This is a genomic window from Treponema berlinense, assembly GCF_900167025.1.
Lineage (GTDB): Bacteria > Spirochaetota > Spirochaetia > Treponematales > Treponemataceae > Treponema_D > Treponema_D berlinense.
Window position 1 is genome coordinate 106,704 of the sequence record NZ_FUXC01000006.1, and the last position, 22,523, is coordinate 129,226.

Consider the following 22,523-nt stretch of genomic DNA (forward strand, 5'->3'; position numbering starts at 1 on the left):
AAAATGAATTATAAAATCAATTTTAACGGAACGGATTTTTTTGTAAAAAAAGGTGAATTTGTCGTAGTTTGCGGAAAATCCGGCTCAGGAAAGACAACTTTTCTTCTTCAACTCGAAAATGAGCTTAAAAAACTTGGTCAAAAAACCGGATTTGTTTTTCAGAATTTTGATTCTCAGATTGTAACGGACAAAGTTTGGCACGAACTTTCATTCGCTCTCGAAAATACAGCGGTTCCAAGAAAAATTATGGAACGCCGTGTTGCGGAAATGGCGGCATATTTTGGAATTTCTGACTGGCTTTGCTCAAAAACCGAAAATCTTTCTGGCGGACAAAAACAACTTTTAAATCTTGCGAGCACAATGGCGTTAAACCCGGATTTTCTTTTGCTTGATGAGCCAACGAGCCAGCTTGACCCGATTGCGGCTTCAAATTTCTTAAGCACCGTAAAAAAAATCAATAGCGAGTTTGGAACGACAGTTGTAATTTGTGAACATCGGTTGGAAGAACTTTTTGAAAAAGCCGGCAGAATTTTATTTTTGGACAAAATGCGGATTTTTTTTGACGAAAAACCGCAAAACTTTTGTCAGAAAATTCTTGCCTGTCAAAAAAAAGATTTGATTGAATTTTTACCGACGGCTTCGAAAATCATTTCTCGTTTTGAAAAAAAGCCCGAAAAACTTCCGCTGAGTGTTGCCCAGGGACGCTCCTGGATTTTGGAATTTTTAGAAAAAGGCGGAAAACTTGAACCGGAAATTTTTAGCCTTTTGGAGGGCGATGAAAATTTAAAAAATGAAAAAAATCATCAATTTGACGAAAAAAACTGCCCTCAAAAATCAAAAAATCTCGTCAAAATAAAAAATTTGAGTTTTAGATACGAAAAAACTTTGCCATGGATTTTGCAGGAACTTGATTTTTGTATCGAAGAAGGAAAAATTTACGCGATTGCAGGAGCAAATGGCAGTGGAAAATCAACCCTGCTCAAAATTTTGTGCTCGCTTTTAAAAAGTTTCCGCGGAACCGTAAAAATTGAAAAAACTGCGCGCAATAAAATTTTTATGCTTCCTCAAAACGTGCGCAATGTTTTTACAAAGCAAACTGTTCTGGAAGAACTTGAAGAATGTGGCTGGAAAAAAGACGAAAATTCTGCTTTGAACGAAAATGTTTTTTTGAGCGCGGAAAAGGAATCGAAAAAAAATGCGTCTTTGACGGAAGATTCAATTCTTCAAAACGCAATTTTTTCGCTTAAAGAAAATTTTTTGCATCATCCTTATGATTTGTCTGGCGGAGAAATGCAAAAACTTGCGCTTGCAAAAATTCTTCTTCAAAAACCAAAAATTCTTCTCTTGGATGAGCCGACAAAAGGTTTGGACAACGCGTTCAAAAAAGAATTCAGCCTGCTCTTAAAAAATTTGGCGCGGTCTGGAATTTCAATAGTTCTTGTTTGCCACGATCTGGAATTTTGTGCGTATACCGCGGATTTTACCGGACTTATGTTTGAAGGCCGGGTTTGCGGCTTAGAAAAAACTTCGGACTTTTTTGAAAAAAATATTTTTTATACAACGGCACGCAACCGTCTTTTGCGCGGATTTGAAAATTCAACCGGCAAAAATCCTGAGACGGAGGCGGAAAAATGAATTTTTGGCAAAGCGGTCAGGGCGTTGTGCTCGCCTTTTTAGTTTTGATAAATCTCGGTTTTTATTTTGCTTACGAACGCACCCGTCCTTCCAGCGGAGAACTTATTCTCGTTGCGGATTTATGCGCTTTTTGCATTGCGCTCCGTTCAATTTTTAGTTTTGTTCCATATTTTAATCCAGTCATGGCAATAATCTGTCTGAGCGGAATTGCTCTTGGCAGTTTGCGCGGTTTTTTGATTGGTTCGCTTTCCGCGCTTTTGTCGAATTTTATTTTTGGGCAAGGGCCGTGGACTTTGTATCAGATGACTTCATGGGGAATTTTCGGCGCAATTTTTGGCTTGGTTCGGCACTTTCGGTTTGGGCACAACAAAACTTTTCAAAAAAACAAGGCCGTAAATTTTGGAATTTTGGATTATTGCGTTTTTTGTATTTCGTCATTTTTGGTAATTATTTTTATAACAGGACCGATTGTGGATTTGAGCAGCGTTTTTATGTTTGGAATCGACAATGTAAAGTCACTTTTTGTTATGCTTGCAGGCGGTTTTGTTTTTAACCTTGCCTTGGCTTTGAGCACTGTCGTTACGATTTTGTTTTTTTCTAAGCCATTTTTGTCCGCCTTAAACCGCGTAATTTTTCGGCTCAATGTAAATTCGCTTTTTCATTCTCAATTTTGATTTTGCAGCCAATCGTTAGCGAAGTTCCTGGCATTGGATAATTTTCGACCGACTGATAGCGTTCATTCAAAATATTATCCGCCTTAAAATAGAGAAGAATTTTTTCCCAGAATTTTAAATTCAGGTTAAGGTTGAGCAGAGTGTACGGTTCAAGAAAAGTTATATTCATATTCGATTTGTAGCGTTTTCCTGTGTATTGCGCCGAGACCGAAAAGTCAAATTTTTTTAAATCGACAATTGCCTGCGCAGTTCCTGTAAAATCCGGAGTCCACATTATTCTTTTTTTGTAGGTGAGTTCGTTGGATTTGTCCAAAAGTTCGTTGTAAAGATATTCGCCGCCGGCTTTTAAAGTCAAAATTCCGTCAAAAAAAGTTTTTTGCGCGTTAAAATCAATTCCAAAATAGAATGCGCTGTTTACATTTTGAGTAGTTCCGCCGCTCCACGTGATTTTTTTTTCGTAAAAATTTGAGAAAAACTGAACCGACGAAGGCAAAATTTTATTTTTAAGGTTGAACGTCAAATCCGCTCCCCAGCCTTGTTCTGGTTTTAAATCTGGATTTCCGTGGTAACCCGAACCTTCCCAATAAAGATCGTCCATATTCGGAAACTGAACCATTCTGTAGCCGTCGAGCAAGATTTCGATTTCTGAAAATTTAGCCGCAAATCCAATTTTTGGAATAAAAGCAAGGTTTTTTCCGCAGAATTTTATCGCAATCGGAACGGTCATTGAAAAAAAACCGTTAAAATAGAATTTTGAAGTTTCTTTTAAAACTCCAGACGGCTGAAAATGAATTCCAGAATTTGTCGAATTTAAATGCGTAAGGTCAAACGAAACAGCCGCGCTCTGAGCAAAAATTCCGCATCTGTAAAAATCAACTGCGACAGAACCCTTAAAATCGTTGATTTTGTGTCTGCTTGGACCATAGTCGTCCTCGTATTTTCTGTCGTTGCGCAAGTATGCGAGGTTTGAAGTCAAGTTCATTTTTCCAAAAAGGCCTGGAGTAAACGAAGAAAGCGTAAAATTTACGTTAAAGTCTTTTTGTTTTCCTTGATTTGTCGAATATTCAACGCCTGGAGTTTCTTTGTCGCCGTAGTAAACGGAAGAAGCCGCAGTAATCCTGCTTCCGTTGTGCCAGTGCGTAAAGCGAATGTCGCCATTGCCGTCTTTGACAGAAGAATTTTCGCGTTCCTTAAAAGAATTTTGAGAAGTTTTGTAAATGTAAGAATTTTTTGCAAAACCGCCTTTTGCGCTTACCGAAAGAAAAGAATTTTCCGACAAGACCGCAGAATATGCGATTTTTTGAATTACCGTGTCGAGCGGAAAATTCTGGTTTAAAAAGGATTTTAGTGCAGTATCCGACGAAAATTGCCGTCCAAAAGCGTGTTTTTTTGTGGTAATGTAAATTGCGCCGCCAACAGAACCTTCATCTTCCGTGCCTTCCGTAAAACCGCCGCGCACAATTTCGATTTTTTCGACGTCAGCAACATTTATCGAAGAAAAATCAAAAGTGCCGGTTTGAGCGTTGTTCATGCACAGCCCGTCAATCACAACACGAACTGTTTCGTCCGTAAAACCGCGGATCGAAGGCTTGCTTTCCAGGCCGTAAGCACCGTAATCAAGGCTCTGAATTCCAGCCTGGCGCACAACAGCAGAAAGGTCCTCGGCATGAAGCTTTTCAATGTCTTCCTTAGAAAAAACAATCCGCTGCTCAACAACTGGTGCCGAAACATAAGTAACGATTTCTGGAAGCGAAATTTCCGGTTCTGAATCAGAAACAGAGGAGGGGAAAGCCTTCCCCTGCGCGTCCACTTCGTTGGCCGCTACCCCATCTCCTAGGGGCTCCGCCCCTAAAACCCCGGTTGCAAGAAATAAAAACAGAAAACCTACTGTTTTACGCATTCGCTGTAAGTAGTAAAATATCCGTTATCAATAGTAAAAGTTGAAATTGCTTCTTCGAGAGTAGAAGTTGAGCTTACAGTTCCATAAGCGCCAGAAAGCGAAACTGAAGAAGCTGTTAATTCTTTAAATGCAATTGCGTACCATTTGCCGACATCTGCTGCATCTTCGTCATAAATATAAGTATAAGTAGTAGGGTCTGAATGAGTAGAGCAGTAAGCACGAGTGTATTTTATATAGATATAACCTGCAGTTTCTTCGTCATTTGTGTAAGATACTACGAGATTATTTCCTGCGTATGCGTCGCCCCAGCTTCCACCGTTAGACAAACTAGTCGATGTGATTTTGAAAATTTCACCGTAAGAACTTTGCCAAGTTCCTGTTAGTGAATAGTTTACATATTCAGTTTCGTCTTCCTGCTGACAAGACATAAAACCAAAAGAAACAAAAAGAAGTGCGCACAAAACGGCAAGTGCACGGCCAAAAACAAAGCGTGTGCTTTTCATAAAAAATTCTCCTTGACTCCAGAGTGTTGCGTAGAGTCGGATTTGTAAAATCGCCTTAAAAAAAGACGGTAAAAAACAGGTATTCGGACTTAAAAGGCAAATACAGTTAAAAATAACTATATTAAATGCCAGTCTTACCGTTCCGCGTCGAGCCTGTGAATTGCACACAGTTCCCCTGTATTTTGCAGAGAGAATTTAGCAGATTTTGAAAAAAGTGTCAGCAAAAACAAATAATATTGCATTTAAGGCTTTGTTTAAAATGCAAATTTTCCTGTATTTCTTCCAATTGATAGTTTTGATTATATTTGATATATTTTATATCTAAAATTAGCGGTTTTAATCCGTAAAAATATTTTTTAGGAGACACACAGATGGCAAAAGTAGTAACTTTTGGTGAATTGATGCTTCGCATCCAGCCTGCTGACTATTATCGTTTCGTTCAGGTTGACTCAATGACAACAACTTTCGGCGGTGGAGAAGCTAACGTAGCAGTTTCTTTGGCAAACTACGGTGATGACGCTTACTTTGTAACAAAACTTCCTACACACGAAATTGGACAGGCTGCTGTAAACTCACTTCGCAAATACGGAGTTCACACAGAATATATCGTTCGCGGTGGTCCACGTGTTGGTATCTACTACAACGAAAAAGGTGCTTCTCAGCGCGGTTCAAAATGTGTTTACGACCGTGCAGGCTCTTCAATTCAGCTTGCTAAACCAGAAGAATTCGACTGGAACAAAATCCTCGAAGGCGCTTCATGGTTCCATATTACAGGTATTACTCCAGCTCTCGGACCAAACATGGTTAAGGCTTGTATCGAAGGCTGCAAAGTAGCTCACGAAAAAGGAATCACAACTTCTTGTGACCTTAACTACCGCGGCAAGCTTTGGACAAAAGACGAAGCTCGTGCTGCTATGACAGAAATCTGTAAGTACGTTGATGTTTGTATTTCTAACGAAGACGATGCAAACGATGTATTCGGAATCAAATCTGAAGGTACAGATACAACTAAGGGCGAATTGAACAACGAAGGTTATCTCTCAGTTGCTCGTCAGCTCAAAGAAAAATTCAACTTCAAAAAAGTTGCAATCACTCTCCGCACTTCTATCAACGCTAACCGCAACTTGTGGCAGGCTCTTCTCTATGTTGATGACAAAGACTACGCTTTCTCTAAGCAGTACGACATGAACATCGTTGACCGTGTTGGTGGCGGTGACTCATTCGGTGGCGGTCTTATCCACTCACAGCTCAAAGGAATGAACACTCAGGATTCTATCAACTGGGCAGTTGCAGCTTCTTGTCTTAAACACTCAATCATCGGAGACTACAACATGGTTTCTGAAGACGAAGTTAACAAACTCGCAGGCGGTGACGGATCTGGTCGTATCCAGCGCTAGTTTTTTCTAAAAAGGTGGTTGCAGGGCTGCTTGATTTTGTGGTCTTGTTTTCTGTCAAAGGGGCGGTTTTTCGGTTTTGGAAGATCGCCTTTTTTTGTTTCCTGATATTTGTGGGATTTTTTTCCTCTGATATTGAGAAATCAGGAAAGAAAAATTCAGGTTTCAGTTTTTTTTTAGTTTTTTGAACTAAAATCTAAATAAATATTTAATAAAAAGTTAAAAAAAAGTACTTCAAAAAGAATCGTTTTTACAATAAATTTTTTTGAAGGAAATTCAGGTTTCTGGTAAACTTAAGGTTAGGCTGGTGCCTGTATGCTTTTTTTCGGAGTTTGTTTTCAGTAAAAAACAAGTAGGAGGTTTTATTATGTTGAGAAAAAAGATTGCTGTTTTGGTTGCTGCCGTAATGCTGACATTCTCTTCTTCTTCAGTATTTGCAACGAGCGTTGGTCCTGGTCTTGGTTGCCTTCTCTTTGGAGAAAAATCTGGAGCAGGTTGGGATATCGTTGCTACATTCCTTAACGGAATTATGTTTAACCAGTATTTCGCAATCACTTTCGGAACTTCTGGATACAAAAACGGTCTTCTTAGCATGACAGAAACTAATCAGTTTGTTGCTGACAACATGGACGCTCTTGCAGCAGACATTGCTAAGGGTGAAGGTGAATACATCGACACTCTTTCAACTATGCTCAACGTTTCTGATTCTGTTGCTTTTAAGGCTACTCTTCAGGACAACTTTGATGAAATCTTTACTTCTGCAGACGTTTCTGCTGAAGAAGTTGCCAGCAAGATTTATTCTTTTGTAAGCTAAGTTGATTTTTTCAATCAGCAAGGTAAGGTACGGTTTTAGAACCGTACCTTATTTGTTTATAGTCGTTTTTTCTCTTTTTTTTATTTTTCCTGCATTTTCAGAAGTTAAGATAGAGAATGGCATTGGAGAAAGTTTTTTTAAAAATTTTGGACAGAGAACTGGCATTGAAGGGATTTTTTCTGTAGAGAATCTAATCGGACAAAAAAAATCGATTGATGTTGAAGAAGTAATTCAAAAGACGCAAGACTTAAAACTTTGGGAAGACCCTTATTGGCGTACTTTGGTTCATTATAAACCTACATTTTTTGGACATTATAAAAGTCTTGTTGATGATCCAGAATTTTTTTGCGCAAAAAATGGAAAAACTAATCCGCGCGCTGAACTTATAGCGACAGTCCGTGCTTTTTTTGAAGAAAAAATTGAAATTCCTGAAGAAACTAAAGAAGAAATAAATTCTGAAAGTCAAAAAGAATCTGACGGCTCAGAAAAAAATACAAAAATCAAAAAACATGCAATTGAACGTTTTCCGGGACGTTACAGATGGATTTGCGAAAAACTTGGTCTTAAAAACAGCGATTTTTCTTATGACGGAGATGCCGCTTACCAGGCGCTTTTGACAAAATTAAATCCGGGCGATATTTATCTGGTTTTTCCGGCAGGATACTTAAAAAGGCCTGCTTCGGTTTTTGGACACACTTTTCTTTTGGTCGAAACAAAAGGCCGTCCCCGCCTTACTGCAAATTCAATAAATTACGGAGCGGTTACAACTTTAACCGGAGGACCGCTTTATGCACTTTTAGGACTGGTGGGCGGTTTTAAGGGATATTATGGTTTTGAAGCCTATTACGAAAAAATCAAGCAGTATTCTGATATGGATATGCGCGATATGTGGGAATACCGGATCAATCTGACAGATGACGAAAAAGACAGAATGCTTCGCCACGTTTTTGACTTGGCAGGAATTTATTCAAGATATTATTTTACTGGCGAAAACTGCTCTTACAACCTGCTTTTTTTGATAGAAGCGGCTCGTCCTTCCACAAAAGTGACCGAATTGATTGGTGGCGTTGTAGAACCAGTCGAAACTGTCAAATTGATTTACGAATCTGGTCTTACGGATAAAGTTGAATACAGACCGTCGATTTATTCAAAAATCGAAAATGAAAAGACACTTTTAACAAAAAAAGAACAAAAATTTGCAAAAAAACTTTGCCTTGGCAAGACAACTGTGGAAGATTTTCCTTTTGAGGATATTTCGCCGGAAAAACAGGCTGCGCTCTGGGAACTTTGCGCAGATTATCTGAACGTTCTTTTGCATTCAAATAAAATTTCTTCGGATGAATACAGGCCACGCTATCTTTCTGTTTTGTCTGCCAGACGCAAACTTGGAAAACTCAATCCGCCGGAATTTTCGGTTCCTGCACATCCGGAAGAAGCCCACGGTTCTAAAAAAATTGCTTTTGCCGGCGGTTATGACAAAAAAGGTGGTTTTATCGGGACAAATTTCCGTCTGACCGCGCACGAGCAGCTTGAGCGTTCGGCAGGTTATTCTGAAAACTCGGAACTTGCGTTTGCAATGGTCGATTTGAGATATAATTTTTCTAAAAACGAATTTTATCTTCAAAAAGCGGATTTGCTTTCGATAATTTCCCTTCCGGCAAGCGATTTGTTTTTCTTTAACGGTGCTTCGCAACTTTTGACCGGACTTGAAAAAAATCTCGACAAAGACGGTTCTGAAAATTTTGCCTGGCGCTTAAAAACTTTGTACGGTTTTAGCATTCGCCCAGTTTCCAGGCTGCAGCTTTATGCTTTGGCTGGAATCGACTGTTATTTTTCTCCAGCCTACAGTTACGGAACGGAACTTTTTGCCGGCGGCGAAACAGGTTTAATTGCCGGAAATGATATTTTTAGAACCAAAATTTATGCGGATTTTATGCTGAATGTTTTTGATACCGAATATTTGCGCTCAAGATTTGGAATTGAATCCTGTCTGTCAGTTTCCAAAAATGCGGCTTTGAAGGGCGGTTATTCTTTTTTGCGCAATTACAAAAAAAACTGGCACGAGTGGAATATTTCGTTCAATCTGTATTTTTAAGGCTTAAGGGTATTTTTTGAAAAAGAAATGTATATTTTACGGAGGAAAGCGAATGAAAAAAAATCTTTCGATACTAGTCAGCGTATTTTCTGTAATTCTTCTTATTTTTCTTTTTTTTTGGCATGAATTTGAAAGCGAATATTTTGAAATTGTCTTTTACAGCGTAGTTTGCATAGAAATTTTGATTACAGTTTTGGGTTTTATGCTCAATTCAATTTTTGAAGAAAAAGAAAACAAGACTGATTCTTTGCAGGATTTTTTTTCTGACACCCTCGAAGGCGAAAAATCTGCAGTTAAAAAAACTGAAAAAGAAAAAAACGAATCTTACGAAACTGTTTTGACCGAAATTGGAAATCCTTTGCAGTCAATTCAGGCAATGGCTGGAATCCTTTCTGAACCGCTTGATGAAAATTCTCAAATTTCTGCTGCCAGGCTTATTACAAAAAATATTCATCTTATAAAAGACATAATTGGTCAAAAAACTTATAGCGATGATCAAAAAATTCCGGAAAAAGATATTTTGCTTCAGCTTGTGCAAAAGGTTCCTGTAAAAAAAGATGTCGAGCATGGAATTTCCATTGGAATTTACGGCGAGGTGAATTCTTACAACCTGACTTTAAGGCTTGTTTTGCAGTCCTATGGTTTTTTTGTACGAATTTTAGAGCATTCCCAAAAAGCACTTTTTGCAATTGAAGACGGTCTTATTCAAATGCTGATAATTTCGCCGGAATCGGAAAATGACGAGAGTTTTTATCTTTGCAAGGCGATTCGGAAAAAATATGCGGTTCTTGAATTTCCAATTTTGATGCTTGTAAACAAATACAATTCTTATCTTATGGAAAAAAATTTTGAAGGTCAGATAAATGATTTTCTTGTGCGGCCCTTTGATATTTCTGCTCTTCTTGGACGGATTCGGATTCTCGAAAATTACAGAAATCTTTGGCTCGAAAAACAGGAGCTCTTAAAAAGCGAAAAAGAAAAAAGCACTTTTTTGTATTTTGTAACGCACAACGTAAATACGCCGCTGACAGTTTTATTGAATGAAATTCAAAAATTGCAGAAAACGGCAAAAAACGAAAAAAACGAGAAACTCCTGTCAGAAATTCAAAGCATTTGCGATTGCACCAGTCAGATAAACATTATTATTCAGAATGTCTTGAACTCTTACAGAATTTCAGATGGACGGTATCTTGTAAATCCAAAAATTATAAATCTTGAAGAATTTCTTTTAGAAGAAAACAAATTTTTGATTCAAAAAGCTAAGCGGAAAAATCAAACTTTTGCATTTGAATGTAACTTTCAAAATCCGCGCATTTTTTGTGACGAAAACAGCTTAAAAGGAATTTATGTAAATCTCGTAGACAATGCGATAAAATATACTTTGCCAGAAGGAAATATAAAAGTTAGAATTGATGCAAGCGAAGAAAATATTTTTTTGCGCGTAATTGATGATGGAGTTGGAATTCCTGAAGAAAAAAGACCTGTTCTATTTAATCGTTTTGCAGGAATTGGTTCAAAACACGGAAAAAATGAACATTCTGTCGGACTTGGACTTTATGTCGTAAACGAAATCTGCAAATTGAATGGGCTTGAACTTGAATACGCGGAGAATTCCGAAGCTGTGAGCGGCAGTATTTTTACTGTGATTTTTAAGAGGCTTGGTTAAATGGACGAAAAAGAAATTATAATGGTCGTTGAAGATTCTGAGTCGCTGAATAATTTTATTGCCAAAAATCTTATTGAGCAGGGATTTGAGGTAATTCAGTGTTTTAACGCAAAAGATGCCTACAGAAAACTTTCAAAAAATTTTATAAGCCTTGTAATCCTGGATTTAAATCTTGGCGACGACATTGGCGGAATGAGGGTTTTACATTCAATCCGGCTCCAGGACAAAATCCTTCCGGTTATGATTGTTTCTTCGATAAATACCGACAAAAGCAAGGTTGAAGGTTTTAGGGAAGGTTGCGACGATTATATTACAAAGCCTTTTTATATTGAAGAATTGATTTTGCGAATAAAAAGAATGCTGGAAAAATCCTCGTTAATTGGTTTTAATAAAAATACAGTCGAAACGCTTTATACCAATGGAATTTTTGAACTTGATCTGGATTCGCTTACGGTTTGCAAAAACGGAAAGAAAATTCCAATGCGCAAAAAGCAGTTTGATATGATGCTTTATTTTATCCGAAATTCAAATAAAATCCTGCCGTTCGAGGCGATTTATCAAAATGTTTGGAATGAGCCGATTCCGGACGAAAAAACTCTCGAAAGCAACATTTACGTAAATATCCGCACATTGCGCAATCTTATCGAAGACGATAAAAAAAATCCGCGCCACATAGTTTCTGTGAGCAAATGCGGTTATATTTTTGTGCCGGAATAAAGGAAAACTGGCTTTTAACTCAAATATTCCGGGCGTTTTTTTATAAATTCGCGTTTTTTAAGGTCTGTCAGCGATAAAATTTTGTCTAAGTCGGAATTTGCCGAGACTTTTGCGTAACCGAGAGTAACAAGAGGCATTTCCTTAAAATCGAAACTTTCTTTTATAAATTCGATAAAAAATTTGCGGTTGAGTTCGTCAAAATTGAGGGCCATGTCGCTTATTGTTACCAAAAATTCCTCGCTTCCGATTCTGTAGCACTGACCGTATTTTTTGAAAAATTTATTGAAAATTTTTGAAACAGTCACAATAATCCGGTCGATTTCTTTGCGTGAATAATTTAGTTTGAGTTTTGCAAAATTGTCGATTTCTGCAACAACAATGCAGTGCTCTTTCTTTTGGCGGCAGAGCCATTTTTGAAAGCTTCCGTAATTTAAAAGACAGGTTTGAACGTCTAGCTGCTGGTAAAGGGTTGTGTGATAGATGTAATAAATAAGAATGGAAAAGATTATTGTAAGCCAGGTGATTTGAATTTCGGGATGTAGAATTTGAACTGCGGATCCAAAAAAAACAAGCAAAAAATTAAGAAGAAGTACGATTCCGTTATTTTTCCAGAAACGAACAGAAAGCCGGATGTTTGTAAGCAAAAAATAAAAAAGGCTGAGCATGTAAAAAGCCACGTAAATAAAAAAGCCTTTTGCCCTTGAATAATGATTTTCTTTATCAACGTAAAAAACGCTGTATTTGGGAGTTGCAATCAGCGAAATAAGGAGCCAAAGCGAATAAATTACGCACAGAAAAGCCATTGGATTTATTTTAAAACGCTTTTCGCCAATGTGCGGAAAAAGAGCTTTGCTCAAAGAAACGTAGACGGCCGGCGTAAGGCTAAAACCGATATAATTTGAAGTGATATGGAAAAATTTGAATTTTGGCGGAGTGTTGTCAAAAATCATTGTGAGCACTTCCATGATGCAGATTAAAAAAACGATTGCGCCTGTTGTCTGAAATTTATTTTTTTGATGAGTGCTGATTATAGAATTCCCGGAAACCAAAACAAAAAGAATTACAAGGGAAAAAATATTTATGCAGGTGATTGTCGAAAAATAAGGAGTCACGAACTCTTTCTCCAAAATGAGCAGATGACGGGAGTCGAACCCGCGCGCCAACCTTGGGAAGGTCGTGTACTACCGTTATATTACATCTGCAGTTCTGACTTTAAATATAATAGATAAAACACTAAAAAACAATATTCTAAAAAAAATCTAAAAAAATACGGATGCACTTGACTTTTTATGCGGTTTTGTAGCCCGGACATTAGCCAAGCCGCAGGCTGTGCGAAGCACCGCGCGTGAGCAAGTGGCGGTTGGCCGGATTGAGAGAAAAATGCGCTCCAAAAAATTTAACCGAATTTTAACAATTTTATAGCACAATTTTTACAGCACAGACTTAAATTGCTTATTGTAAACTAGATTTTCATACAGGAGGTTTTTACTATGAAAATTAATAAGGTTGCAGTTTTGGCAATTGCTGGTTTGGCTCTTTTTGGTTCGGATTTGTGGGCTTGGCCATGGGGAAAGAAAGATGGAAAAATTAAGGATTCTATTACTGTAATTTCTCGCGAGGCTGGTTCTGGAACTCGCGGAGCTTTTGTTGAACTTTTTGGTGTTGAAGCTAAAAATGCCCAGGGCAAAAAAGTTGATATGACAGTTGATTCTGCTGATATTACAAACAGCACAGAGGTTGTAATCACTTCTGTTTCTGGAAATCCTTCTTCAATCGGATATATTTCCCTCGGTTCTTTGAACAGCACTGTAAAGGCTTTGGAAATTGACGGTGCAGTTGCTTCTGTTGCAAATATCAAAAACGGTTCATACAAAGTTAGCCGTCCTTTTAACATTGTAACAAAAGACGGTCTTTCTCCTGCTGCGAGTGAATTTAAGAGATTTATTCTTTCTGCTGATGGTCAGGCAATTGTAGAAAAGAAAGGCTACATTGCTGTTACTAAAAATCAGCCATATCTTGCAAATGTAAAATCTGGAAAAGTTACAGTTGCCGGTTCTTCTTCGGTTTTTCCTGTTATGGAAAAACTTGCTGAAGCATTTAAAGAAGTAAACCCTGGAATCGTTGTTGAAGTTTCTCAGAGTGATTCTACAACTGGTGTAAACAGCGCAATTCAGGGTGTTTGCGACATTGGTATGGCAAGCCGAGACCTTAAAGCAAGCGAAACTGGCGTAAATGCTGACAAAATCGCAATCGACGGTATTGCAGTTGTGGTAAACAAGAAAAATCCTGCAAACGGTCTTACAAAAGAAAAGGTTCGCAAAATCTTTGTAGGCGAAATTACAAAGTGGAGCGAAGTAAAGTAGTTTTTGGCTGGTAAAAAAGGCGGGCTGTCAAAAAAGTGATGTGAATGCTTAAAAATGGAGCATGCGTGATTTTTGAGGCAGTCCAGTTTTTTAGTTCTTGAATTGTTGAAGGAAATATTTTGAAAACAAAATTAGAATCGACAATGAAATTGATTTTTTTGCTTGCGGCAAGTGTGAGTGTTGCGGCGGTTGCATTGATCTGTTTTTTTATGTTTGCAAACGGCGTGCCGGCAATGCAGAAAATTGGTTTTGGAAACTTTTTGCTTGGAATGAAATGGAAGCCTGAGATTGATTTGTACGGAATTTTTCCAATGATTGTTGGAAGCCTTGTTGTGACAGTCGGTGCAATTATTCTTGGTGTTCCATTTGGAATTATGACGGCGATTTATATGGCCCGTTTTTGTCCTGCAAAGTTTTATCCCGTTATGAAGCACGGTGTAAATCTTTTGGCTGGAATTCCTTCTGTCGTATACGGATTTTTTGGTTTGACGGCTATTGTGCCGATTATCCGTTCGGTTTTTGGAGGAAGCGGAACTAGTATTCTTGCGGCTTCGATTGTGCTTGCAATAATGATTCTTCCGACGATTATAAGCGTTAGCGAAACCTCTTTGAGAGCTGTTCCTGAACTTTTTTACGAAGGCTCTCTTGCTTTGGGCGCATGTAAGGAGCGAAGCGTATTTTTTGCTGAGCTTCCTGCGGCAAAATCTGGAATTATTGCAGGAATTATTCTTGGAGTTGGCCGTGCTGTCGGCGAAACTATGGCTGTAATTATGGTTGCCGGAAATCAGGCGGTTATGCCACGCGGACTTGTAAAAGGAATCCGCACTTTAACGGCAAATATTGTTCTTGAAATGGGATATGCCGCCGGACTCCACCGTGAGGCATTGATTGCAACTTCGGTTGTTTTATTCTTTTTTATTTTGATTATCAATTTTGTATTTATGATGACAAAGAAAAAGGCGTAAAAATAGCAGTTTTTGGAGGAATTGATATGAATCAGACAAAACAATCTGCAATTTTTCGGTTTATTTTAAGAACTTGCGCGTTTGTTACTTTTGCGATTATTGCAGGTCTTGTGATTTATATTTTTGCAAAAGGCGCGATGTATATAAATCCGTCGCTTTTTTCTTTGCATTACACGAGCGAAAATGCCTCTCTCTTTCCGGCATTGGTAAACACGGCGATTGTGCTGGTTGTTTCGCTTGTTATGGCAGTTCCTGTTGGTGTTGGAGCGGCGATTTATCTGGCAGAATATGCAAAATCCGGAAACCGTTTTGTCCGTGTGATTAGAATTACGGCGGAAACCCTTACAGGCATTCCGTCGATTGTGTACGGTTTGTTTGGACTTTTGCTTTTTGTAACCGCGTTAAAATGGCAGTTTTCGCTTTTGGCAGGCTGCTGCACTTTGGCAATTATGATTTTGCCGGTAATAATGAGAACTTCTGAAGAAGCCTTGCTTTCTGTTCCAATGACGTACAGAGAAGCAAGTTTTGGTCTTGGCGCTGGAAAACTGCGCACTGTATTTAAGACTGTTTTGCCGGTTGCAATTCCTGGAATTGTCAATGGAATTGTTTTGAGCGTAGGAAGAATAATTGGAGAAACTGCGGCGCTTTTGTATACGGCAGGAACTGTAGCCCATATTCCTAACAACTTGATGGGAAGCGGCCGGACTCTTGCGGTGCATTTGTATTCGTTGTGGTGCGAAGGTTTGCGGACTGAGCAGGCGTATGCGACTGCGGTTGTGCTCGTTCTGTTTGTAGTTGTGCTGAACTTTATTTCTGGAAAAATAGAAAAAACAATGACAAAGCGGCAAGGATAGGAGTGGCGGCGAAGCCGTTGCGGAGCAATGAAGTGCGGTTAGCACGGAACCACGGATAGCCTGGTTTTTGGCGGTCAAAACCGACAAAAAGCCGCCTTAAAAAATAAAAATTAGAGGAGCAGATGCAATATGGGAGAAAATAATAATTTTCCGAAAGCGAAGATTTCAATACGCAATTTTGATTTGTTTTATGGAAATTTTCAGGCCCTGCATTCGATTGATATGGATATTCCTGAAAATAAAATTACGGCTTTTATTGGCCCGAGCGGTTGTGGCAAGTCGACTTTACTAAAATCTTTGAACAGGATGAACGATTTGGTCGAAAATTGCAAAATTTCTGGAGATGTTTTGCTTGACGGAACTAGCATTTATGATGGTTGCGATGTAAATTTGCTGAGAAAACGCGTCGGAATGGTTTTTCAAAAGCCGAATCCTTTTCCAATGAGCATTTACAATAATATTGCTTATGGTCCGAAAACTCATGGAATTACAAAAAAAACGGACTTGGACGAAATTGTTGAAAAATCTTTGCGCGAAGCGGCAATTTGGGACGAAGTTAAAGACCGGCTTAATAAAAGTGCGCTGGGAATGAGCGGAGGTCAGCAGCAAAGACTTTGTATTGCGCGCGCTCTTGCCGTAAATCCGGAAGTTTTGCTTATGGACGAACCGACTTCTGCGCTCGACCCGATTTCGACCGGAAAAATTGAAGAGCTTTGCGACCAGCTTAGAAATGACCTGACGATTGTAATTGTAACTCACAACATGCAGCAGGCGGCGAGAATCAGCGACAGAACGGCATTTTTCCTGCTTGGAAAGGTTGTGGAATACGGCGAAACCGAACAGATTTTTTCTACTCCAAAAAACAAAAAAACGGAAGAATATATTACCGGCCGTTTCGGTTGATTTATTCAATTTATTCAAAAAAAAAACGACTTTTTATGGGAGGAAATCATGAGAAGTAAATTTGATAATCAGCTCAAGGAACTTAACGATGCGCTGGTTTTTCTTGGCTCGGAATGTGAAGATTGTTTGACTTACGCAATGCAGGCGCTTGTGACTGGTCAAAAAGAAATGATTGAACGTGCAATGGAATGTGAAAAAAATACTGACGTAAAAAAACGCGAAATTCAGGCAATGTGCATGAGGCTTTTACAGCAGCAGCAACCGGTTGCAGGAGATTTGCGTGTTATAAGTGCGGCTCTGCGTATGATAATTGATATGGAACGGATTGGCGACCAGGGAAGCGATATTGCGGAAATTTCAAATCACATAGACTTTACAAAAAATGAATACAATAAGTTGATTACGCAAATGGCAGATATTACAATAAAAATGTTGAACACTGCGGTTTCGTCGTTTGTAAGGCGGGATACAGAACTTGCGGCAACTGTTGAAAAAATGGATGATGAGGTTGATGAGCTTTTCTTAAAAGAAAAAAATATCCTTGTCGATATGATGGGAAGTGGCGAAAAAACTGACAGAAAAACTGCGGAACAGACTCTGGAAGTTCTGATGATTGCAAAATATTTTGAAAGAATCGGCGATCATACCGTAAACATTGCGCATTCGGTAAAAACAATGCTGAACGACGGAAAAACTGCGTAATTTGTGAATTGCGGAAACTGAGCGGTCAGACCGGACAATTTGCGGTTTAGGCGGCGATTTGTTGTCAGACCTGGCAATTTGCGGTCAAAAAGCGACAAAATCAAAATGTGGGAGAATTGGTATGAAAATTTTAATTACTGACGACGAAGAGTCGATTCGTGAACTTATAAAATACAATGTTGAAAAAAGCGGGTTTGAAACGGTTTGTGCGGAAAATGCGCTTCAGGCGGTTCAGTTTTCGCGGTTGGAAAAACCAGGGCTAATTCTTCTTGACCTTATGCTGCCTGACATGAGCGGTCTTGACGTCTGCCGGATTTTAAAAGGCGATGATTCTACGCGCTCAATTCCAATCATCATGGTTACTGCAAAAACCGAAGAAAGCGACATTGTTACTGGACTTGAACTTGGTGCGGACGACTATATTACAAAGCCATTTTCTACAAAAGTTTTGCTTGCCCGAATTCAATCTGTGTTGCGTCGTGCTCAAAATCAAAATTCTCCTGCTGTTTCCGGGGATGTGTTGACTGCCGGCCCTGTTTCTGTCGATATTCCGCGCCACGAAATTTTGGTTGAAGGCAAAAAGGTTGAATTTACCGCGACCGAATTTGCAATCCTTGAACATCTTGTGCGCCATGCAGGACAGGTTTTTTCCCGTCAGCAGATTATAAATGCAATCAAAGGTTCGGATTATCCTGTTACAGAACGGGCAATCGACGTTCAAATTTTGAGCATCCGACACAAGCTTTCTGACGCAGGTTGCAAAGAAATGATTGAAACAATTCGCGGTGTTGGTTATAGAATGTACGGAGAAGAGGCAGCTGAATAAATGATTAAGAAAAAAACGGTTTCGATTACAGTTTTGCTTTTTGTTCTGAACGGACTTATTTTGACCTGTGGATTTTTTTATCTCTTAAAACAGAATATTTTGTCGGTTCGGACGGTTGCAGAAAATCAAACTGAAGAAAATCTGCGTGTTTTTGGAAATTCTCTTGTTCAGATTGTGTCTGAGCATTTAGACGAAAAAAACGAAGAAAAAAATATTGACGGATTTTTGAAGAAATTTAATTTTACGGATTCTACTGGATTGTACTCTTCAAATTCTTTGGCAAAAGATTTTCGCATAACGCTTGTTGCTTCAGATGGAAAAGTAATTGGAGACTCTGAAGCTGATGAAATTTCTGTTCTCGAAAATCACAAAGAACGCAAAGAAATTTTGGCGGCGCTTTCTGGAAAAGAAGGAAAGGCGATTCGCAAAAGTACGGTTTCAAACGACAACGTAATGTACTATGCCTTGCCGATTCAGACAAAAAACGGAATTTACGCATTAAGGCTTTCGGTTCCGCTTTCGATGGCAGTTTATTTTTCAACGAGTTCAAAAAAACAGATAATCGAAACCATGTGCACGGTTTTTGTCATAATTCTGCTTCTTACGTTTATTGTTTCTGCTTATATCGTTCATCAAATTAAAAAACTTGAAATTCTTTCAGGAGAATATAAAAAAGGAAATTTTGATGCAAAAAGCACTGTCCGTTCTCCTGCTGAACTTAGAAAACTCGGCAACCGGATGGAAATTATGGCGACAGAAGTGCAGCGTCTTGAACAGGTTCGCAAGGACTTTGTTTCAAACGTCTCGCACGAATTAAAAACTCCTGTTACCTCGATTACGGGTTTTACAGAAACCTTGCTTGACGGCGCAATCGACGACAGGCCTACGGCAATTCATTTTTTGCAAATCATAAACGCTCAAAGCATAAGGCTGATGGCGATTATTGAAGATTTGCTTACACTTTCAAGGCTCGAAAAAGACAACAAAAAACCAGAAACCATGAAGCACGATGTTGTTGCTGCCACAAAACAGGTTTGCGAACGTTTTATGAGCAAGGCGGAACTAAAAAAAATAAAACTTTTGTGCTCGGTAGATGTTGGAAAAAACGACAAAGTCTGCTGTATGCTCAACGAAGGACTTTTTGACGAAGCGCTGGGAAATTTAATCGACAACGCAATAAAATACTGTCCGGAAAATACAGAAGTCGACTGTAAAATAAAACTTTTTGCGGAGCGGAATCTTGTTCAAATTTCGGTGGAAGACAACGGTCAGGGAATTCCAAATGAATTTAGAGAGCGGATTTTTGAACGCTTTTACAGAATTGACAAAGGTCGCAGCCGGGATATGGGCGGAACAGGTCTTGGACTTTCAATTGCAGCCCATATCATAAAGGCTCACGATGGCAAACTGTATGTGACCGACCGCCTGGACAAGAAAAACGGCGCATGTTTTGTAATCGAGCTGCCGGTCATAAAACAGTAGAAAATGTCAGAAAAAAATTATTTTGAAACTCGGGCTATAAGTTTTTCCATGCATTCTTTTGAAAAATCAAAATATGTACGGCCTTTTTCTTTTTCTGCACCGAGCTTTAAATAATAGTCGATTGAACCTGTGTTAAAATCGAGAGCGCTCCATTCCAGTCCAATATAGCCTTCTTCGAGAGCTTTTTTGCAAATATGGGCCAAAAGTTTTGTTCCGTAGCCTTTTCCGCGGACTTCTGGCTTAAAATAAATGTCTTCAATATAAACACGTCCACGGGCAGAATAAGAACCGTAAACCGGATAATAAATCGCATAGCCGATTGGCTGACCGTCAAGCTCTGCAAAAAGCGCGGTGGCAATTTTACGGTCAAAAAGCCAGTGGCGCATTTCGTCTTCGGTTCCTGTCACATCTTGAGGCCGGCGTTCATGTTCTGCAAGTCCAAGAATAAGTGATTTTAAAGTGGCCATATCATTTGGCGTAACCGGCCGGATTGAAAAAGAATTTTCCATAAAAAGAGAAATCTCCAGTTTTTTTTAATGCTTGAATATCGTGTTAAATGCCGCGGATTTACGGACAAAAATAAGCCCGAAATCAAATTCAATAAGGTTATTCTATTTTAATTTTTGCAGAATGTCACACGGATTTGAGAATGATTTTATAATGAATGGAATTTTTGCGCTTAAAAATGGTTTTTGCCGCTGTTGTTTATAATGGCCTTTTATTATGGCACGGAAATGTTTTTTTTGTTAAAATGGTCTGTATATATTGAGGAAAATTGACGCAGGGGGAAGTGCGATGTACGAATCTGGAGAAGATTATCTTGAGGCAATTTTGCGCTTGCAGCTTGAAAATGGTTTTGTCCGCTCTGTTGATGTTGCTAATAAACTTGCTGTTTCTCGTCCAAGCGTAAGCCGGGCAATGGGACTTTTGGAAAAAGACGGCTATATAGAATTTACGCTCGGCAATACGATTAAATTGACCGAAAAAGGTCAGCTTAAGGCGGAAGATGTTTACGGACGCCACAAACTTTTGACGGTTTTTTTGCAGAAAATTACGGGGCTTTCGGAAGAGCAGTGCGAAGAAAATGCTTGCCGTGTTGAACATCAGATTGATGTTGATGTTGTAAACGGCATAAAAAAATGGGTTGAAGAAAATTAAAATGCCTAAAAATAGAAAATCTGCTGTCTTGCCGTTAAGTTTTAGAGATGTAAAAAAAAGCGAATACAAACTGTTTTTTTCGTATTTTAAGCCACACAAATGGCTCTTTTTTGCGGATTTGTTCTGCGCAGTTTTTGTTGCCGCTGTTGATGTTATTTTTCCAGTAATTTCAAGATTCACATTGAATAAAGTTTTGCCGCAATATTTAAATTCTGCCGATAATTCAGTTCAGCGGACTGTAATTTTTACATTTTTTTCGATAATCGCGCTCTGTTTTTTAATGTGCGTTTTGCGGACTGTTGCGCAATGGTTTATTACGTTTTTTGGACATGTTTTTGGTGTTGCCGTCGAAAAAGATATGCGTCGCGACATTTTTGAACATATTGAAAAACAGTCATTTTCTTTTTTTGACAAAAATCGTACTGGTCAGCTTATGAGCCGCACTACAACCGATCTTTTTGAAATTTCTGAACTGGCGCATCATGGACCGGAAGATTTACTGATTTCGCTTTTAACGCTTTTTGGCGCATTTTTTGTAATGTTTTCAATTCGCTGGCAACTTGCGGTAATTGTTTTTGTAACCTTGCCACTTCTTATTTTTGCGGTTTATTCGAGCCGAAAAAGCCTGATGGGTTCTTCTAGCCTTGTGAAAGGAAAAACTGCGGAAATCAACTCGGCTGTAGAAAGTTCAATCAGCGGTGCAAGAACTACAAAAATTTTTACAAACGAAGATTACGAATTTTCAAAATTTGAAAAAAGCAATCAGAATTTTTTTGACGCAAAACGTCTTTATTACAAGGCAATGGCAGGAATGCACTCAAAAATGGAATTTGTTACTCACATTTTGAGTGTAATTATTCTGGCTGTCGGCGGATTTTATATAATGAAAGGAAAAATGACTCTCGGTGATTTGGTTGCCGCAAATATGTTTGTTGCCGCTTTTTTGCAGCCAATCCGTCGTCTTGCAAATTTTGTTGAGCAGTTTAGCACTGGAATGGCAGGATTTATGCGTTTTTCGGAAATGATGCAGATTCACGAGGAAATGCCAGAAAAAACTGACGCAGTGGAACTTTCCGAAAAAATTGAAAGTGTGGATTTTGAAAACGTAAGTTTTGACTATTCGGAAAATTTTCCTGTCTTAAAAAACATTTCTCTCGAAGTAAAAAAAGGCCAGACTGTCGCTTTTGTCGGCCCGAGTGGCGGCGGAAAAACTACTCTCTGCAACCTTCTTGCGCGTTTTTATGAAGTTAAGGACGGTTCAATAAAAATAAACGGAATTGATATTCGCGATTACAAGTTAAAATCGCTTCGTTCGCAAATTGGTTTTGTTCAGCAGGATGTTTTTATGTTTGCTGGAACAATAAGAGAAAATATTGCTTATGGACGGCCGGATGCGACTGAGGCAGAAATTATCGAAGCTGCAAAAGAAGCGGAAATTTACGACGACATAATGAATATGCAGAACGGTTTTGACAGCGTAATCGGTGAACGAGGAATTAAACTTTCCGGCGGACAAAAACAGCGGATAAGCATTGCGCGCGTTTTCTTAAAAAATCCTCCTGTTCTGGTTTTGGACGAAGCAACAAGCGCCCTCGACAGCATTACCGAGCAAAAAATCCAGAGCGCTTTTGACAGGTTGTGCAGCGGACGCACTGCTTTTGTGATTGCGCACCGCCTGAGTACAATCAAAAATGCGGACAAAATTGCCGTTCTGGAAAACCACAAAATTGTAGAAAGTGGAACTCACGAACAACTTTTGAGCAAAAAAGGCGAATATTTTAATCTCTACACGGCTCAGGTGCGGATTTAATTACAGTTCAGGTTTTAAAATTTTAATTTTCTCACAATTTATATTCTTTTTTTTGATAAATA

The 22,523-nt window shown here is 38.8% G+C and carries 20 protein-coding genes and 1 tRNA gene; 16 read left to right on the forward strand and 5 right to left on the reverse strand.

Annotation, left to right across the window (positions count from 1 at the left end):
* Positions 1-3: 3 nt before the first annotated feature.
* Positions 4-1,635, forward strand: a complete 1,632-nt coding sequence (locus B5D47_RS06305; RefSeq protein ID WP_078930990.1) for an ATP-binding cassette domain-containing protein — start codon at positions 4-6, stop codon at positions 1,633-1,635.
* Complete coding sequence (locus B5D47_RS06310) at positions 1,632-2,309, forward strand: ECF transporter S component (RefSeq protein WP_078930991.1); 678 nt, start codon at positions 1,632-1,634, stop codon at positions 2,307-2,309. The genes B5D47_RS06305 and B5D47_RS06310 overlap by 4 nt, the downstream gene beginning before the upstream one ends.
* On the opposite strand, the gene B5D47_RS06315 is transcribed toward B5D47_RS06310, so the two are convergent.
* Complete coding sequence (locus tag B5D47_RS06315) at positions 2,275-4,209, reverse strand: TonB-dependent receptor domain-containing protein (protein ID WP_078930992.1); 1,935 nt, start codon at positions 4,207-4,209, stop codon at positions 2,275-2,277. The genes B5D47_RS06310 and B5D47_RS06315 overlap by 35 nt on opposite strands.
* Positions 4,194-4,712 carry a hypothetical protein gene (locus tag B5D47_RS06320; protein WP_078930993.1) on the reverse strand — a complete coding sequence of 173 codons (519 nt, stop codon included), beginning with the start codon at positions 4,710-4,712 and terminating at the stop codon, positions 4,194-4,196. The genes B5D47_RS06315 and B5D47_RS06320 overlap by 16 nt, the downstream gene beginning before the upstream one ends.
* 371 nt (positions 4,713-5,083) lie before the next feature.
* On the opposite strand from B5D47_RS06320, the gene B5D47_RS06325 reads away from it, so the two are divergent.
* The 5 genes from B5D47_RS06325 (at position 5,084) to B5D47_RS06345 (ending at position 11,398) form a co-directional block, all read left to right on the forward strand.
* Entirely contained in the window at positions 5,084-6,109 is a 1,026-nt protein-coding gene (locus B5D47_RS06325; protein WP_078930994.1) for a sugar kinase, read from the forward strand.
* A 364-nt stretch (positions 6,110-6,473) separates the two neighbouring features.
* Positions 6,474-6,920 carry a DUF3015 family protein gene (locus B5D47_RS06330; RefSeq protein WP_078930995.1) on the forward strand — a complete coding sequence of 149 codons (447 nt, stop codon included), beginning with the start codon at positions 6,474-6,476 and terminating at the stop codon, positions 6,918-6,920.
* A gap of 1 nt (position 6,921) precedes the next feature.
* Positions 6,922-9,015: an Lnb N-terminal periplasmic domain-containing protein gene (locus B5D47_RS06335; protein ID WP_078930996.1), complete on the forward strand. Its 2,094-nt coding sequence runs from the start codon at positions 6,922-6,924 to the stop codon at positions 9,013-9,015.
* A gap of 52 nt (positions 9,016-9,067) precedes the next feature.
* The gene (locus tag B5D47_RS06340; protein WP_078930997.1) at positions 9,068-10,681 is read left to right on the forward strand and encodes a sensor histidine kinase; all 1,614 of its coding nucleotides are present in this window, start codon (positions 9,068-9,070) and stop codon (positions 10,679-10,681) included.
* On the forward strand, positions 10,682-11,398 hold the full coding sequence (locus B5D47_RS06345; protein ID WP_078930998.1) for a response regulator transcription factor: 717 nt from the start codon (positions 10,682-10,684) through the stop codon (positions 11,396-11,398).
* A gap of 14 nt (positions 11,399-11,412) precedes the next feature.
* On the opposite strand, the gene B5D47_RS06350 is transcribed toward B5D47_RS06345, so the two are convergent.
* Together B5D47_RS06350 and B5D47_RS06355 are read right to left on the reverse strand one after the other, a co-directional pair.
* Positions 11,413-12,510 (reverse strand): diguanylate cyclase domain-containing protein, encoded by a 1,098-nt coding sequence (locus B5D47_RS06350; RefSeq protein ID WP_078930999.1) that lies wholly within the window; start codon positions 12,508-12,510, stop codon positions 11,413-11,415.
* A gap of 19 nt (positions 12,511-12,529) precedes the next feature.
* Positions 12,530-12,600: transfer RNA gene (locus B5D47_RS06355), tRNA-Gly, on the reverse strand.
* A 288-nt stretch (positions 12,601-12,888) separates the two neighbouring features.
* On the opposite strand from B5D47_RS06355, the gene B5D47_RS06360 reads away from it, so the two are divergent.
* The 7 genes from B5D47_RS06360 (at position 12,889) to B5D47_RS06390 (ending at position 19,493) form a co-directional block, all read left to right on the forward strand.
* Positions 12,889-13,761 (forward strand): substrate-binding domain-containing protein, encoded by an 873-nt coding sequence (locus B5D47_RS06360; RefSeq protein ID WP_078931000.1) that lies wholly within the window; start codon positions 12,889-12,891, stop codon positions 13,759-13,761.
* A gap of 119 nt (positions 13,762-13,880) precedes the next feature.
* On the forward strand, positions 13,881-14,726 hold the full coding sequence (gene pstC, locus B5D47_RS06365) for a phosphate ABC transporter permease subunit PstC (protein ID WP_234969936.1): 846 nt from the start codon (positions 13,881-13,883) through the stop codon (positions 14,724-14,726).
* A gap of 26 nt (positions 14,727-14,752) precedes the next feature.
* Positions 14,753-15,580, forward strand: a complete 828-nt coding sequence (gene pstA, locus B5D47_RS06370) for a phosphate ABC transporter permease PstA (protein WP_078931001.1) — start codon at positions 14,753-14,755, stop codon at positions 15,578-15,580.
* 129 nt (positions 15,581-15,709) lie between these two features.
* Positions 15,710-16,483, forward strand: coding sequence for a phosphate ABC transporter ATP-binding protein PstB (gene pstB / locus B5D47_RS06375; protein ID WP_078931002.1), 774 nt, complete (start codon positions 15,710-15,712; stop codon positions 16,481-16,483).
* Between the two features lie 48 nt (positions 16,484-16,531).
* Complete coding sequence (gene phoU, locus B5D47_RS06380) at positions 16,532-17,185, forward strand: phosphate signaling complex protein PhoU (RefSeq protein ID WP_078931003.1); 654 nt, start codon at positions 16,532-16,534, stop codon at positions 17,183-17,185.
* 121 nt (positions 17,186-17,306) lie between these two features.
* Positions 17,307-18,011: a response regulator gene (locus B5D47_RS06385; RefSeq protein ID WP_078931004.1), complete on the forward strand. Its 705-nt coding sequence runs from the start codon at positions 17,307-17,309 to the stop codon at positions 18,009-18,011.
* Entirely contained in the window at positions 18,012-19,493 is a 1,482-nt protein-coding gene (locus tag B5D47_RS06390) for a sensor histidine kinase (protein WP_078931005.1), read from the forward strand.
* Positions 19,494-19,510: 17 nt separating this feature from the next.
* On the opposite strand, the gene B5D47_RS06395 is transcribed toward B5D47_RS06390, so the two are convergent.
* Entirely contained in the window at positions 19,511-20,002 is a 492-nt protein-coding gene (locus B5D47_RS06395) for a GNAT family N-acetyltransferase (protein WP_078931006.1), read from the reverse strand.
* A 286-nt stretch (positions 20,003-20,288) separates the two neighbouring features.
* Between B5D47_RS06395 and B5D47_RS06400 the strand changes: the two genes are divergently transcribed.
* Both B5D47_RS06400 and B5D47_RS06405 read left to right on the forward strand, forming a co-directional pair.
* Positions 20,289-20,651 (forward strand): metal-dependent transcriptional regulator, encoded by a 363-nt coding sequence (locus B5D47_RS06400; RefSeq protein ID WP_078931007.1) that lies wholly within the window; start codon positions 20,289-20,291, stop codon positions 20,649-20,651.
* Between the two features lies 1 nt (position 20,652).
* Entirely contained in the window at positions 20,653-22,461 is a 1,809-nt protein-coding gene (locus tag B5D47_RS06405; protein WP_078931008.1) for an ABC transporter ATP-binding protein, read from the forward strand.
* Positions 22,462-22,523: the final 62 nt, after the last annotated feature.

Bases quoted from the DNA above. Each gene is read 5' to 3' on its own strand.
- B5D47_RS06405 (WP_078931008.1), top strand. From the start codon at position 20,653: ATGCCTAAAAATAGAAAATCTGCTGTCTTGCCGTTAAGTTTTAGAGAT.
- B5D47_RS06320 (WP_078930993.1), bottom strand. From the start codon at position 4,712: ATGAAAAGCACACGCTTTGTTTTTGGCCGTGCACTTGCCGTTTTGTGC.
- B5D47_RS06315 (WP_078930992.1), bottom strand. From the start codon at position 4,209: ATGCGTAAAACAGTAGGTTTTCTGTTTTTATTTCTTGCAACCGGGGTT.
- B5D47_RS06345 (WP_078930998.1), top strand. From the start codon at position 10,682: ATGGACGAAAAAGAAATTATAATGGTCGTTGAAGATTCTGAGTCGCTG.
- B5D47_RS06340 (WP_078930997.1), top strand. From the start codon at position 9,068: ATGAAAAAAAATCTTTCGATACTAGTCAGCGTATTTTCTGTAATTCTT.
- B5D47_RS06310 (WP_078930991.1), top strand. From the start codon at position 1,632: ATGAATTTTTGGCAAAGCGGTCAGGGCGTTGTGCTCGCCTTTTTAGTT.
- B5D47_RS06360 (WP_078931000.1), top strand. From the start codon at position 12,889: ATGAAAATTAATAAGGTTGCAGTTTTGGCAATTGCTGGTTTGGCTCTT.
- B5D47_RS06385 (WP_078931004.1), top strand. From the start codon at position 17,307: ATGAAAATTTTAATTACTGACGACGAAGAGTCGATTCGTGAACTTATA.
- pstA (WP_078931001.1), top strand. From the start codon at position 14,753: ATGAATCAGACAAAACAATCTGCAATTTTTCGGTTTATTTTAAGAACT.
- pstB (WP_078931002.1), top strand. From the start codon at position 15,710: ATGGGAGAAAATAATAATTTTCCGAAAGCGAAGATTTCAATACGCAAT.
- B5D47_RS06325 (WP_078930994.1), top strand. From the start codon at position 5,084: ATGGCAAAAGTAGTAACTTTTGGTGAATTGATGCTTCGCATCCAGCCT.
- B5D47_RS06305 (WP_078930990.1), top strand. From the start codon at position 4: ATGAATTATAAAATCAATTTTAACGGAACGGATTTTTTTGTAAAAAAA.
- B5D47_RS06395 (WP_078931006.1), bottom strand. From the start codon at position 20,002: ATGGAAAATTCTTTTTCAATCCGGCCGGTTACGCCAAATGATATGGCC.
- B5D47_RS06390 (WP_078931005.1), top strand. From the start codon at position 18,012: ATGATTAAGAAAAAAACGGTTTCGATTACAGTTTTGCTTTTTGTTCTG.
- B5D47_RS06400 (WP_078931007.1), top strand. From the start codon at position 20,289: ATGTACGAATCTGGAGAAGATTATCTTGAGGCAATTTTGCGCTTGCAG.
- B5D47_RS06330 (WP_078930995.1), top strand. From the start codon at position 6,474: ATGTTGAGAAAAAAGATTGCTGTTTTGGTTGCTGCCGTAATGCTGACA.
- phoU (WP_078931003.1), top strand. From the start codon at position 16,532: ATGAGAAGTAAATTTGATAATCAGCTCAAGGAACTTAACGATGCGCTG.